This is a genomic window from Ensifer sp. 2TAB8, assembly GCF_052115125.1.
GTDB lineage: Bacteria > Pseudomonadota > Alphaproteobacteria > Rhizobiales > Rhizobiaceae > Ensifer.
The window spans coordinates 23124-36567 of record NZ_JBFRGB010000029.1 but is presented as its reverse complement, the minus strand read 5'-3'; the positions used below and the strand labels follow the sequence as shown (position 1 = coordinate 36567).

At 63.9% G+C, this 13444-nt stretch carries 12 protein-coding genes and 1 pseudogene; 6 read left to right on the top strand and 7 right to left on the bottom strand.

Translation table 11 applies throughout. The features are described from left to right. Positions 1–19 precede the first annotated feature (19 nt). The gene (locus tag AB4Z53_RS30280) at positions 20–1288 is read right to left on the bottom strand and encodes an ABC transporter substrate-binding protein (protein WP_441599113.1); all 1269 of its coding nucleotides are present in this window, start codon (positions 1286–1288) and stop codon (positions 20–22) included. A 179-nt stretch (positions 1289–1467) separates the two neighbouring features. Here AB4Z53_RS30280 and AB4Z53_RS30275 point away from each other — a divergent pair, with 179 nt between their 5' ends. Then, on the top strand, positions 1468–1785 hold the full coding sequence (locus AB4Z53_RS30275; protein WP_441599112.1) for a MurR/RpiR family transcriptional regulator: 318 nt from the start codon (positions 1468–1470) through the stop codon (positions 1783–1785). Positions 1786–1809: 24 nt separating this feature from the next. Here the strand turns inward: AB4Z53_RS30275 and AB4Z53_RS30270 are convergent, their stop codons facing one another. After that, complete coding sequence (locus tag AB4Z53_RS30270; RefSeq protein ID WP_441599140.1) at positions 1810–2901, bottom strand: citrate synthase/methylcitrate synthase; 1092 nt, start codon at positions 2899–2901, stop codon at positions 1810–1812. Positions 2902–2976: 75 nt separating this feature from the next. Between AB4Z53_RS30270 and AB4Z53_RS30265 the strand changes: the two genes are divergently transcribed. The 3 genes and pseudogenes from AB4Z53_RS30265 to AB4Z53_RS30255 form a co-directional block, all read left to right on the top strand. Beyond that, the gene (locus tag AB4Z53_RS30265) at positions 2977–4107 is read left to right on the top strand and encodes a citrate synthase (protein WP_441599111.1); all 1131 of its coding nucleotides are present in this window, start codon (positions 2977–2979) and stop codon (positions 4105–4107) included. Between the two features lie 254 nt (positions 4108–4361). Beyond that, positions 4362–4880 carry a hypothetical protein gene (locus AB4Z53_RS30260; RefSeq protein WP_441599110.1) on the top strand — a complete coding sequence of 173 codons (519 nt, stop codon included), beginning with the start codon at positions 4362–4364 and terminating at the stop codon, positions 4878–4880. A gap of 196 nt (positions 4881–5076) precedes the next feature. Next, a pseudogene (locus tag AB4Z53_RS30255) lies at positions 5077–6258 on the top strand (Do family serine endopeptidase); the annotation flags it as partial. 83 nt (positions 6259–6341) lie between these two features. Here the strand turns inward: AB4Z53_RS30255 and AB4Z53_RS30250 are convergent. Next, entirely contained in the window at positions 6342–7406 is a 1065-nt protein-coding gene (locus tag AB4Z53_RS30250; RefSeq protein WP_441599109.1) for a helix-turn-helix domain-containing protein, read from the bottom strand. Between the two features lie 166 nt (positions 7407–7572). Between AB4Z53_RS30250 and AB4Z53_RS30245 the strand changes: the two genes are divergently transcribed. Both AB4Z53_RS30245 and AB4Z53_RS30240 read left to right on the top strand, forming a co-directional pair. Further along, a complete protein-coding gene (locus AB4Z53_RS30245) occupies positions 7573–8631 on the top strand; it encodes an alpha/beta hydrolase family protein (protein WP_441599108.1) in 1059 nt (352 codons plus the stop codon). 222 nt (positions 8632–8853) lie between these two features. Continuing rightward, positions 8854–9258, top strand: a complete 405-nt coding sequence (locus AB4Z53_RS30240) for a cupin domain-containing protein (RefSeq protein WP_441599107.1) — start codon at positions 8854–8856, stop codon at positions 9256–9258. 38 nt (positions 9259–9296) lie between these two features. Here the strand turns inward: AB4Z53_RS30240 and pcaD are convergent, their stop codons facing one another. The 4 genes from pcaD to benC all read right to left on the bottom strand — a co-directional run bounded on the left by pcaD (position 9297) and on the right by benC (position 13433). After that, positions 9297–10082: a 3-oxoadipate enol-lactonase gene (gene pcaD, locus AB4Z53_RS30235; protein WP_441599106.1), complete on the bottom strand. Its 786-nt coding sequence runs from the start codon at positions 10080–10082 to the stop codon at positions 9297–9299. A 164-nt stretch (positions 10083–10246) separates the two neighbouring features. Next, positions 10247–11578, bottom strand: coding sequence for an MFS transporter (locus AB4Z53_RS30230; RefSeq protein ID WP_441599105.1), 1332 nt, complete (start codon positions 11576–11578; stop codon positions 10247–10249). A gap of 41 nt (positions 11579–11619) precedes the next feature. Further along, positions 11620–12408 (bottom strand): benzoate diol dehydrogenase BenD, encoded by a 789-nt coding sequence (gene benD, locus AB4Z53_RS30225; protein ID WP_441599104.1) that lies wholly within the window; start codon positions 12406–12408, stop codon positions 11620–11622. Then, positions 12405–13433: a benzoate 1,2-dioxygenase electron transfer component BenC gene (gene benC, locus AB4Z53_RS30220; RefSeq protein WP_441599103.1), complete on the bottom strand. Its 1029-nt coding sequence runs from the start codon at positions 13431–13433 to the stop codon at positions 12405–12407. Before benC ends, benD begins: the two co-directional genes overlap by 4 nt. Positions 13434–13444: the final 11 nt, after the last annotated feature.

The window sequence follows — 13444 nt, the reverse complement described above, 5'->3', positions numbered from 1 at the left end:
CCGTATCGTCGAGGCGGGCTTACCAGCCCCGCGCCTTCAGCCGTTCCAGATCGCTGCTGACCTTGGCGAGTGCATCCGCAGCACTTTCCTTGCCGCTCAGCACATTGTGCACTCCGTTGAAGATCCGCTGCGACACGCGGTTATAGGAAGCGCCGGTCACCTGCGATGGCCGCGAGGCGCTTTCGGCATAGGCCTTTTCGGCAAAGGCCAGCGACGGATTGGCAGCAAGGATGTCCTTGTCCTCGTAAAGCGCCTTCAATGTCGGACTATAGGCCTGCAKCGCACGGCGCTTCTGTTCTTTCGCGCCGGTGAGGTAACGCACCAGGCTGACAGCCGCGTCGACATCGTCGGCATATTTGGATACGCCGAGCAGACCTGCACCATAGCAGCCGCTCGATTTCTGGCCCTCGGCGCCGACCGGCAGCGCCATGACGCCGATCTTGCCGCGCAGCGAGGAGTCCTCAGCCTGGGTCGTGCCCCAGACATAGCTCCAGTTGCGGTGGAAGACGGAGTTGCCGGCCTCAAAGACGCCGCGCGATCCTTCCTCGTCATAGTTCAGCACGCCCTCGGGGCTGATGTTGCCGATCCACGAGCGGGCGAGATCGAGCGCCTTGACGGCCTCGGGATTGTTCGCGGTGATGGTGCCGTCCGGCGAGATGAAATTGCCGCCGCCGAAGGATGCGACCCATTCGAGCGCGTCGCAGGTTAGCCCCTCATAGGCACGGCCCTGCCAGACATAGCCCCACATGTCGGGGCTGCCGCCGGCGCGTTCCTTGTCCTGGATGAACTTCGCCGTTTCGGTCAGCTCTTGCCAGGTCTTCGGCTCGCCCTTGCCGTACTTCTCAAGCAGATCCTTGCGATAGAACATCAGGCCGGCATCGACGAACCACGGCATTGCCAGCAGCTTTCCGTTGATGGTCGCATCGGCGAGCGAGGATTCGAAATGGGCGGAGATTTCATCGGCCGGAACCTTCTCGCGAAGGTCGACCAGGTGCGGCGCCAGCGTTCCGACCCAGATGTTGTCGAGCGTCAGAACGTCGACGTCACCGGACTTTCCGGCGAGCAGCTGCTGGTAGAGCGGCAGCGCCTCGCCCCAGTTCGCAGGCATCTTGTTGATCTTTACGGTGTTGCCGGTTTCCTTGGCCCAGGCCTCTGAGGCCGATTGGCAAAGTTCGAGCTCGGCACCGGCCGAACTGCAGAAAATAGACACCTCGGCTGCAGCCGCCGGAGTTGCGGCAAATGCGACACCGGCCATGGCGGCCGCCTTGAAGCACTTCATCCAACGCATGCTCGTCTCCTCCCCAGAAAACGTCTTGTTGCGATCAACGATGATTGAGTTACTATACCGTCCGGACGGTACAGTAAAGTGAAAAATCGTGGAGCAACGAGGTGCCGGGAATAGTTGCCCGCGTCTGACTGCTTCGAAGGAAGCCCGCTGCGGACGCAGGCGGACTGGGGAGGATTGTAGTGGAGACCACCGTGATAAAAGCCGGCACCCAAACGAATGCAAATCCAAGGCGCCCCGGCGACATGACGGAGCTCAAGGGGATGTTTGCGTCCAGAGCCCTCAGGCTGCCGAAACAGCTCAAGCAGATCGCTCTGGTCGCGCTGGCGAAGCCGGAGCTCGTCGCCTTCGGCAGTGCCCGCTCGATCGCGCTCGCCTGCGCCGTTTCGCCGACGACGGTCGCACGTTTTGCGACCGTCCTTGGCTTTGATGACTTCCGCGACCTGAAGGCGTTCTTTCAACAACACCTGCGAAATGCGCGGATGGTGTCGGCCGCCTGACAGAGATCAGCCGCGCCCTGACCCTCAGGCCGCTTGCTGCGGCAGCGGCCCGACATAGAGCGAACGTGGACGGATAAGCCGACCTTCCAGCGCCTGCTCGCGCGCGTGGGCGATCCAGCCGACCGTCCGGCCGATCGCGAACACGCCGGTGAAGGCGTCGCGCGGGAAGTGAAGCGCATCGAGCAGCAACGCCGTATAGAACTCGACGTTGACGTCGAGCGGGCGATCGGGCTTGCGCGCCTTCAGGATGGCGAGCGCCGATTGTTCGACCGCTTCTGCCAGTTGAATGCGATCGCGGTTCGCCGGAGGCGCGACGATCAGTCGTTTCAGCGCGCCCTTCAGCGCATCGGCGCGGGGATCGCGAACACGGTAGACGCGGTGGCCGAAGCCCATCAGCCGTTCGCCGTGGTCGAGCGCCTCAGAAAGCCAGGCCTCCGCATTCTCAGGCGTTCGGATCGCATCCAGCATGTCGAGCACCGGCCCGGGCGCACCGCCGTGGAGCGGCCCCTTGAGAGCGCCGATGGCGGCAAGCACCGACGAGGTGAGACCGGCCTTGGTGGAGGCGACCACGCGCGAGGCGAAGGTCGAGGCGTTGAGGCCGTGGTCCGAGATCGTCACCAGATAGGCATCGAGCGCCGCCACGTCTTGGCCGCTCGGCACCTTGGCGCCGAGCATGGCAAGGATGTCGGCCGCGTGCGACAGCGCCGGGGTCGGCGCGACCGGGGCCTCACCCCTCTTCATGCGCAGCGCCGCCGGCAGGAAGACGGCCGGCGCGGCGAGCAGACGCAAGGCCGTCTCGAGGTCGTCGCCATCCGGGAGCCGGGCGATGAGTGCGCGCATGATGTCGACTGGCGGTAGTTCCAGCAGCGCGTCGTCGATGGCGCCGACATGGGCGAACACGTCCGCCCGCTTTTCACCCAGGCGCCTGACGAGTTCGGTCCGGTCCGGCATCGGCCCCAGCAACCCCTCGAACAACAGCGCCACGACATCCTCGTAGCTCGCCTGGCCGGCCAGGTGATCGAGCGAGACGCCGCGAATGATCAATTGACCCGCTTCGCCGTCAACATGGGAGAGCTGCGTTTCGGCGGCAACGACGTCTTCAAGTCCGTTCTTCATCATCAAGTTTCTCCTTTACGGGGAGAATGATCCGACCTAGATCTATTGACGTCAATCTTGATGCGATTGATCAACATGCACACACTCTGGATCACCGCCGAAGAGGCGCTCGCCAAGCTCGGCAGCAAACGGCAGACGCTCTATGCCAATGTCAGCCGCGGGCGCATCCGCGCCAAACCCGACCCGGCCGACCCGCGCCGCAGCCTGTATCAGGCCGACGACGTCAACCGGCTGGCCGAACGCCACGCCGGACGGCGGCAGGCGGCGGTTGTCGCCGCCGGGGCGATCCGCTGGGGCGAGCCGGTTCTGCAGACGACGATATCCAGCATTGCCGGCGGGCGGCTCTTCTATCGTGGCCGCGATGCCATCGAACTCGGCGGCGACGCAACGCTGGAGGATATAGCAACGCTGCTTTGGCAGTCGTCCGAGACGGTGACCATTCCCGGCGGCGATCGTGGCGGCGACCAATCGCGCCTGGCGGCAACGTTCGCGTGCCTGGCCGCACGAATCGAAGGCGACTTGCCGGCGCTCGGCCGTCGGCCGGCCATATTGAAGGCAGAGGCGGCCGATGTGCTTGCGAGCGTCGCAGCAGGACTGGCGCCGTCGCCGGAGCAGATGCCGCTGCATCAGCGGCTGGCGCTCGGCTGGGGACGGCCGGAAGCGGCCGAGCCCATCCGCAAATGCCTGGTACTGACCGCAGAGCACGAGCTCAACGTTTCGGCCTTCGCAGCCCGTGTCACGGCCTCCTCGGGTGCAGCACTTTCCGCCGCCACGCTTTCAGGCCTTGCCACTCTTACCGGGCCGAGGCATGGCGGCGCCTGGCTCAGCGTCACGCGCCTGGCCGAACAGGCGGCAGCAAACGGTGTGCGCGAAGCGATCCGGGGAATGCTCTCCTCGGAGGGCGTGGTCCGGGCCTTTGGCCATCGGCTCTATCCGGATGGCGATCCACGCGCGAAAGCGATCATGAAGAGCTTCGAGGTACCGGCCCTCTATACCACTTTGGCAGAAGCCGGCGAGGAACTGCTTGGAGAGCCGGCCAATCTCGACTTTTCACTGGCCGCCCTTGCAGCGACATACAACCTTCCCGAAGACGCACCCCTCGTCATCTTCGCGCTCGCACGCACCGTCGGCTGGCTCGCGCATGCCATGGAGCAGGTCGAGAGCGGCGAACTGATCCGCCCCCGCGCGCACTACGCCGGCTCCTAGCGATTTGTTCTGCGCCGGCCGGATACGTCGGCCAAGCCCCGTTTCCGAGAGGCCGGCGAGAAGAGTATTTTTCGGGATAGTGCGCGAACGGCGTTTATTACATAAAGTTAACAATTTGATTTTGCTAGAAAAAATGGAACAATATTACATTATATTAACATGACTAACGCGCATCGAAGTATTACCTTCATATTGAGGCTGAATATTGCCGGCGACCGCTTCGGCCGTGACGCGACAATAGGAGACAGCCTCGAATGGAAGCGCTCCCAGCTTCCTTGATTTCAGGAGATGCAGATATGCGCTCGCCCCTCAAGACCACTACCATCGCAACCCTCGCTCTCGTCCTCCTGAGCGGCGGTGCCTTCGCTGCCGAACATCACGATTTTGATCGTGACAGCGTTGTGGATCATGACAACGCTCGCAACAGCGACAAGGGCGCTTTTACCGGTGATTATTACCAGGGCATTCTCAGCCAGGACGACATGACGGCCCCGGCCATGCAGGTCTACCGCGTACCTGTTCACATGTCATCGAACCGTCTCAACCACGTTCTGTATGAACTCCGGGTCGACAATCACCGGATCAATGCCGACCGCGAACGGGGCATGCTGACCGCGGCAAACTACAGGAAGCTTGAAAGCGAAGACGGCGCAGTGCGCGCCCAGGCAGTCGAGACCGCCGCAGCCCATCACGGCATGTTGCCCGCGCATTCCTATGCGCGGCTGCAGATCGAAGTTCGCCACCTCGACCATGACATCGCTCGAATGGCCTGACCAACAGGCAGTGGCGGCCCGCCCGGCTTTCGGGTGAGCCGCCACTGTCGGCGCCGGATCCACGTACGAGTCCGGCGCCGGCAATCGACACAATCCCTTACACGAAGCCGACCGAGGCAACGAGCCGCGATCAGTTCCCAGTACGGGGCGCGCGGCGGGGATCGCTCGGCGATCTGGCAGCGAAAGGAACAAGACCATGTCAAACATTCTCATGAGGTACCGTGCTGCCGCCCTCCTCGGCGCAGCCGTCATCATCGCGCCCCTTTCCGTGGCAGCCTTTTCAGGTCATGACGTGGCGGCGGCCGCCGCGCCCGGCCCGGCGGTTGCGGCCCCGGCTGCATCCGGCGGCTCGTTCGCGCCGATCGTGTCGGCGGACAAGCCGGCGGTCGTCACCGTCACCACCGTGATCAAGGCCGAAAACACCGGCAACGACGAAACGTCACAACTCGGCGGAAACTCGCCCTTCGACGAGCAGTTTCGCCAGTTCTTCCGCGATCAGGGCATACCCCTGCCGGACCAGGCACCGCAGCAGCGCCCGGCCCAACGGGCCGAAGCGCTCGGCTCCGGGTTCGTCGTGACCGCGGACGGCTACATCGTCACCAACAACCACGTCATCGACAAGGCGTCGAGCATCACGGTGACGCTTGACGACGGTAGCCAGGTGCCCGCCAAGCTCGTCGGCGCCGATCCGAAGAACGACCTTGCCGTGCTGAAGATCAAGCCGGCTAAGCCGCTTGCAACCGTCGCCTGGGGTGATTCCGATGGCCTCAGGGTCGGGGACCAGGTGCTTGCGATCGGCAATCCGTTCGGCATCGGCACGACCGTGACCGCCGGCATCGTCTCGGCCCGTGGCCGCGATCTGCACAGCGGCCCCTATGACGACTTCATCCAGATCGACGCCCCGATCAACCGCGGCAATTCCGGCGGACCGCTGGTCGATGCTGCAGGCCGGGTGGTCGGCATCAACACCGCCATCTACTCGCCCAACGGCGGCAGCGTCGGCGTCGGTTTCGCCATCCCCTCGGATCAGGCACAGAAGGTCGTCGCCGAACTGATGAAGGACGGTTCGATCCAGCACGGCTTCATCGGCGTCGAAATTCAACCGGTGACCGCTGACATCGCCGATGCGATCGGCCTCCACCAGGCAGAAGGCGCGCTGGTCGCCGACGTCAACAACGGAACACCTGCCGCCAAGGCCGGCCTGAAGGCCGGCGACATCATCACCGCCTTCGGCGGCAGCCCGGTCAAGTCGCCGCGTGATCTCTCGCGCATGGTCGCCGACCTCTCGCCCGGCACCTCGAAGAGCCTGAGTGTCTGGCGGACCGGTGAGACGAAGGATCTCTCGATCACCATCGGCCGCAACACCGGGGATCAGCAGTAAGCCCTTGCCGTCACGAGACGGGTCACAGCCAAGTCTTGCCCAACTTATCTGCCCGGCCGCACCACGGCCGGGCAGATTTGTCAAGGATAGCCCGTGCCGATGATCGCCCCACCTTCTCGGTCCGGCGTTTCTTCCCGGTTCTGCTCGCGCCAGGATCCAGGACTGAGAGACGTCACCCGACGGAATTCGCGATTGAAATTCGACTTCGTCTGAAAGCCGGACTCAAGCATCGCGGTCGTCACCGACATCTCCGTCTCCCGAAGCAGCCTACAGGCCTCGGCGATCCTGAAATCATTGATGTATTGCGAGACGTTCTTGCCCGCCAGCCGATTGACGGCGGTCGATATCTGCCGGGCGGGCAGGCCCGCACGCCGCGCCAGACGCGACAAGGTGAGGTTTTCGTCGCGGGCCAGTTTCTGGCCGACGAGCAGGTGATCGATCCTGTCCAGAAGTTCCCGATCCTGCGGCGTTGCAACCGGATCCTCGTCGGCGACCGCGCTGGCGGCCGGAAACGCACGCGCACGATCCGCGACCATGGCTGTCAGCCCGATGAAAAGCAGGCCCAGCAAATTCGCGTTGCTGACGATGAGGCCGATATTCGCTCCCCTCGTCCATTCGAAATCCAGAAGGATCGCAAGATCGAAGAGTGCCGACAGGCAAAGCGAGAACGCGGCAATGAGCAGGGCGCGGTGCGCCGCAGCCGCACCTTCGAAACGCGCTTCGTCCAGCGCATCCGTACCGATGCGCACCAGGTTCAGGAGCGCCAGCGCATATCCGACATATTCGACGACCAAGGCGAAATCGATGTAGCGCGGCGCAAACAGCACGAGCACGAGCATACCGATCGTCGGCGCCGCATGGACCCACCCCGCCGCAGCAACGCTGCGCTCGTCTTTGCGGATCAGGCTGTGGAAACTTGCAAGCACCAACGGCGGCACGCCGCTCGCGAGCAATGGCAGTGCAAATTTCAACGCCGCGACGTCATAGCCCCAGCGCAGCCCGACGATCACCGACTGGAGTGCACACAGCCCCACCAGGGCGAGGAACGGCCAGTTGCGCCGCGCTGGCTCGTCGCCATGCAGCATGAACGCAAGCAGGATGAGAAGCAGCAGGGCGACGACGAACGGGAGCGGCAGGAAGATCAAGGCATGTCCTTCAAAGGAAAGGCTGGCAGACAAAAGGCGGGCAAGCATTCGATGGGCGGATCATTGCCCAGATCGCGATTCGGGACGACCTCAATCACGATCGAGGACGCGCACAAGCGGGGCGTTTGTGACGATCGGCCGTCTTTTCCAACACAGCGAGATACCCATGCCCCTCCTCCAGTTCATCCCCGCCGCCGCCTTCCTTCTGAGCCTGGCTGCCTCGGCGCAGGCCTATGACGTCGGCGTCCGCGAGATCGACGTTGCCGCACCCAAGCGGGAACGCCAACTCGCCGTCACCGTCTGGTATCCCGCTGGAGCCGGGGGTGAACCCGCGCTTGTCGGCGACAATCGTATCTTCGAGGGATCGCCCGCATCGAAGAACGCCCCTTTGCGCCAAGGCCGATATCCGCTGGTGGTTCTGTCCCATGGTTCGGGCGGCCGCATCGAGGCGATGAGCTGGCTTGCGGCCGAGCTCGCAGCGGCCGGCTTCATCGTCGCCGGCCCCAACCATCCCGGCACCACCAGCGGCGACTCGACACCCGCCAACACGCCGAAGCTTTGGGAGCGGACATCCGACCTCTCCGCGTTGATCGACATGTTCACCCGGGATCCGCGATGGAGCGCTGCAATCGACCCAGAGCGCATCGCCGTCCTCGGTTTCTCCCTCGGCGGCTCCACCGCCATGGAGATTTCAGGAGCACGGGCGAGCCTCGAGGCCTATGCCGACTACTGCGACAGCTACGGCAAGTGGGATTGTGCCTGGTTCGTTGGCGGCAGGGGCTACGTCGATGATGCGCCGGTCGACGTCGACAAGCTCGATCTTCGCACCGTCGACAAGGCGCGTTTCGAACAGTCGAACCGGGACCCCCGGGTCAAATCCGCGGTACTCGTCGACCCCGGCCTTGCCCAGGCCTATGTGGAAGACAGCCTCAAGGCGATCGCGATCCCGATGCATTTCATCAATCTCGGCAGCAAGGAGACAATCCCGCTTGCCGTCGCCTCCGAGCCGCTGGCGGCGCTGACGCCCAAGGGCTCCTATGCCGCGGTCGCAGGAGCGGACCACTTCAGCTTCCTGCCGATATGCAAGAACGGCGCCGCCAAACTGCTCAAATCCTTCGGCGAGGTCGATCCGATCTGCGAACCGACCGAACGCCCCCGTGCGGAGATCCATGCGGATATCGTCAAACTTGCCCGCGAGGCCTTGCAGCAGAACCTCGGCGAATAGCGGTCGGTAAAACCGCAAGGCGGGAGGCGATGCGCACAGCGGATCGCCTCCCGTCGGGGCGGGGTTGCGCCGTCCCCCATTTCCCGCAACGGGACGACCGCAAGCGAAGAATACAAAGGCTTACAAAAGCGCCGCGCGGCCGACACACCGCCAATACACGCCTCCGCTGAAATGCACGTGCTTCCAACGACGCACATGCAACCATCCATCATGGAGGACCCCATGAAAACGACCCGCATCATCGCCGCAGCCTTGCTGATCGCCGGCAGCATGACGACGCTTCGCATGGCGGAGGCCCAGCAGATGCAAGTCATCCAGCGTACGGACCTGATCAAGAACGAGATCAGCGTGCCCGGACACGAGGCCGTGCAGGTTCGTGTCGACATCGAACCGGGCACGGCCTCGATTAAGCATTCCCATCCGGGCGAAGAAATCGCCTATGTGCTCGAAGGCTCGCTCGAATACCAGCTTGAGGGCCGGGATCCCGTGACGCTTCAGGCGGGCCAGGCGCTGTTCATTCCAGCCGGCGTTGCCCATGTGGCGAAGAACGTCGGCACCACCAAGGCGTCGGAGCTCGCGACCTATATCGTCGCCAAAGACGCGCCGCTTCTCGTCCCCGTCAAATAAGCGCTGAATTGATTGGCGTGGCGCCGTTCGAACTGCCTTCAGTCGTGAAGGAATTGGAGCAGCGCTGCGTTGAATGCCGGCGCGGACTCGATGTTGACGATATGCCGGCCGGGCAATGACAGATGCCGCCCCTGTTGTACGCGGGCGGCGATCTCTTCAAGATCGGAAGGCGGACACACCGGGTCCTCGTCGCCGGAAATGGCGAGTACGGGATTGGTGATGCGCTTGATGTCGTCCCTGAGGTCTGCCCCGGCGAGAGCCGCACAGCAGCCGATGTAGCCGTCTGTCGATGTGGCGGCGAAACCGTCCAGCACCTTGCCGACAGTGCCGGCATTGCCCGCAGCGAACGTCGCGCTGAACCAGCGTTCGGCTGTCGCCGATCGGAGGACCGCAAGACCATCTGCCTTGACGGATTCAATCCGGGTGGCCCAACTCTCGGGCGTGCCGATACGCGCCGCGGTCGCACAGACGACAAGTTTGTCCAGGCGCGCACCCGCATGGATGCCCAGCCATTGCACGGTGAGGCCGCCGATCGACAGCCCGCAGAAATGCGCGCGCTCGATCGCCAGCGCATCGAGCAGGGCGATCACGTCGTGTCCGAGGTCAGATAGAGTGTAGGGTGGCGGCGGAGCCGACGACAGGCCATGACCGCGACGATCGTAGCGCAACACCCGGAAATGCCGGGACAATTCCTCCGCCTGCGCGTCCCACATGGAAAGGTCGGTGCCGAGCGAATTGCAGAACAGCAGCCAGGGGGCAGTGCCGGCCCGGTCGCCGTCGATGCGATAATGCATGCGGTGTGTCGGAAGATCGATATAGGCCACGAAACTGAAACTCCGGATTGAGGAAGCCGCCAAGGCTGGCGGCTTCAATTCCTGACGTCATCCGCAAAGCCATCGGCTGCGGCACGGCGCGAACCCTGACGATAAGGGGCGCCGGTTGAGAGCGACGGCCGGCGATAGCGGATGCCGGCCATCGCACGCCTTCCTTAGGCGGCCGCCAGTTGGCGGACCTCGACGCGGCGGGCATTGCTGACCGCGAAGACCAGCATGGCGACGGCCGAGATCGCCGCCGGTATGGCGAAGATCGCGAAGTTCTGCTGCAGCGGAAGTTCCTGCGCGAGCAGCACGCCGCCGAGCGTCGGCCCGACGATCGCGCCGATGCGGCCAACGCCGGACGCCCAGCCGAGCCCGGTGGAACGCACCGAGAGATTGTAGAGCTGCGCCACGCTGGCATAGAGCAGGATCTGCGTGCCGATCGTAGTGGCGCCGGCAACAAAGACCATCAGGAACAGGACGCCTGTCGGCGGATTGAAGCCGATCAGCGCGATCGAGAAGGCGGCGGCAACGAAGAAACCGACCACCACCTTCGGCAAGCCGAAGCGGTCACCGAGCCAGCCGCCGGCAATCGCGCCGACCATGCCGCCGAAATTCAGCGAGAATAGGCTGAGCAGGCTCGCCTTTTCGGCATAGCCGGCCTCCTGCAGCACCTTGGGCAGCCAGGACGACAAGAGATAGACGAGCAGCAGGCAGCAAAAGAACGCGACCCAGAGCATGACGGTGCGCAGGGTGCGCTGATGGCGGAAAAGTTCCATGACCGATGCAGACGCGCCCTTCGTTTCGGAGAAGACAAGTCGATCGGCCTCGGCAAGACGCGAGGTAGGATCGATCTTGGCGTAGATGCGCTTGGCCTCGTCCTGCTTGCCCTGGCGGATGAGGAAGCCGAGCGATTCCGGCAGTTTCCAGAGGATCACCGGCAAGAGGAGCAGCGGCACAGCGGCGATGAAGAACATCGGCTTCCAGCCATAGGACGGAATGAGGCCGATGCCGAGACCGGCGGCGACCATGCCGCCGACCGAGTAGCCGGAGAACATAAGCGCCACCAGCGTGCCGCGCAGCCGCTTCGGCGCATATTCGTTCATCAAGGCGACGGCATTCGGCATGAGCCCGCCGCAGCCGAGACCGGCGAAGAACCGGAAGATCTTGAACTGCTCCGGCGAATTGGCAAAGCCGGTCAAAAGGGTCGAGAGCGTAAACAGTAGGAAGCTGATGGCGATCCCTTTCTTGCGGCCGATCCGGTCGGCGAGCGGACCGAAGATCAGCGCCCCGAACATCATTCCGAACAGCGCCCAGGCCTGCAGCGCGCCGGCTTGCGGCTTGCTCAAGCCCCATTCGGCGATCAACGTCGGCAGCACTGTACCGGCGACGAAGACGTCGTAACCGTCGACGATCAACAGCAGCGCCGAGAGCGCCACMACCATCCATTGGAAGCGGCCGAGCGGGCTCCCGTCAATTGCCTCATTCACATCGATCGTACGCATGCTCTCCTCCCCAGGTCTTAGCACGTTGAAACAATGGTCTGTCAGCCGAGGTCGCCGCCGGCGACCGGCAACACGCTGCCGGTGATGTAGGAGGCCTCGTCGGAGGCCAGAAAAAGAATGGGCGCCGCCTGCTCGTCGATGCTGCCGTAGCGCTTCATGAAGCTCGACTGCTTCACCTGGGCGACGACATCGCCCATCCAGGCCCGCTCGGCGTCGCTGTCGCCTTCGGCATTGCGCGGAATCCGGCGCGGCGGCGCTTCAGTGCCACCCGGCGCGGTCGCGACGACGCGGATGTTGCGCTCGGCAAGCTCCATCGCCAGCGACTGGGTGATGGCGTTGACGCCGCCCTTCGCCGCCGAATAGGGCACGCGGTGAATGCCGCGCGTGGCGTTCGAGGACACGTTGACGATGGTGCCGCCACCGCGGGCAAACAGATGCGGCAGCACCGCATGGCAAGAGTAGAGCGTCGGCATCAGCGAGCGCCGGATTTCCGCGTCGATCTGCGCCGGTTCGAACTCGGCGAAGGGGCGCATGCGGATCGCGCCGCCAACATTGTTGATCAGGATGTCGATGCCACCGAACCTTTCGGCGGCAAAGCGCATCGCGGCAGCGGCGCCTTCATGGGTTTCGAGGTCGGCATTGAAGGCCGCCGCCCTGTCGATGCCCGCCTCCGACGCCACTTCGGCGACGAAGTCGGCGCGGTCGACGAAGAGCACCTTGCCGCCTTCAGCCACTGCACGCAGCGCCACGGCACGGCCGATGCCTTGCGCCGCACCGGTGACGACAAGCACCTTACCCGCGAAACGACCTTGGAAACGAGCCGCGGTCATGCCGCCTCCTTCGCCACGACATTCGGCGTGAACTTCTCGTAGTGGAAGCTATTGGGTTTCACGCCGGTGTCGTCGAGGTGCTTGCGCACCGCATCGACCATCGGCGGGGGACCACAGAGATAGACATCGACGTCACCGCCATTGAGCAACGCCTGCGGCATGTGCTGGGTCACCCAGCCCTTGCGCGGATGGCTGGAGGCCGCATCCGCTACGACGGTACTGTAGGTGAAATCGGCAAGCCTCTTCGTGTAGGCCTCGATCTCATCGACCAGCACCAGATCGAGGTCGCGGGTGACGCCGTAGATGAGATGAACCTTCTGATCAGGGTTCGTGCGGGCGAGCTGTTCGAGCATGGACAGGAAAGGTGCCAGTCCCGTTCCGCCAGCCAAAAACAGCAACGGACGCTGGATCTCGCGCAGATAGAAGCTGCCGAGCGGACCCGTGAGTTCGAGTTTCGTACCGGCTTCGGCACGCTCCAGCCACGTGCTCATTACCCCGCCCGGGATCTTCTTGATCAGGAAGCCGATGCCCATTTCGCCCGGTGCCGACGAGAAGGAGTAAGAGCGGCTCTGGCCGCAGCCGGGCACATCGATGTTGACGTATTGGCCGGGGAGGAAGACGGGTGCTGCGCCCGCATCCACGTCCAGTTCCAGCACGATCGCCGCATCGTTATGCTGGGTGATCCGCGCGACAGTGGCCGCAAATTTCTGCTGCCCGGTCTTGCAGGCAGCAGACGACGTCGGTACCGCAATGACACAATCGCTCGACGGTTTCATCTGGCAGGTCAGCACCAGTCCGCTTTCGGCCTCATCCGAAGTCAGCGCATCATCGATGAAGTCGTCGCCGAGATCATAGGTTCCACTTTCGGCGCGGCACTTGCAGGTGCCGCAGACCCCGTCGGAACAGTCCATCGGCAGGTTGATCTTGTTGCGGAAGGCAGCGTCGAGCACCTTCTCGTCGTCCCGGCATTCGACGAAACGGGTCACGCCGTCCTCGAAATTCAAAGCGATCCTGTAGCTGGCCATGGTTGCTCCTC

Excerpts from the sequence above, each read along its gene's own strand:
- AB4Z53_RS30240 (WP_441599107.1), top strand. The coding sequence starts at position 8,854 with ATGAAAACGACCCGCATCATCGCCGCAGCCTTGCTGATCGCCGGCAGC.
- AB4Z53_RS30265 (WP_441599111.1), top strand. The coding sequence starts at position 2,977 with ATGCACACACTCTGGATCACCGCCGAAGAGGCGCTCGCCAAGCTCGGC.
- AB4Z53_RS30245 (WP_441599108.1), top strand. The coding sequence starts at position 7,573 with ATGCCCCTCCTCCAGTTCATCCCCGCCGCCGCCTTCCTTCTGAGCCTG.
- AB4Z53_RS30260 (WP_441599110.1), top strand. The coding sequence starts at position 4,362 with ATGGAAGCGCTCCCAGCTTCCTTGATTTCAGGAGATGCAGATATGCGC.
- benD (WP_441599104.1), bottom strand. The coding sequence starts at position 12,408 with ATGACCGCGGCTCGTTTCCAAGGTCGTTTCGCGGGTAAGGTGCTTGTC.
- benC (WP_441599103.1), bottom strand. The coding sequence starts at position 13,433 with ATGGCCAGCTACAGGATCGCTTTGAATTTCGAGGACGGCGTGACCCGT.
- AB4Z53_RS30270 (WP_441599140.1), bottom strand. The coding sequence starts at position 2,901 with ATGAAGAACGGACTTGAAGACGTCGTTGCCGCCGAAACGCAGCTCTCC.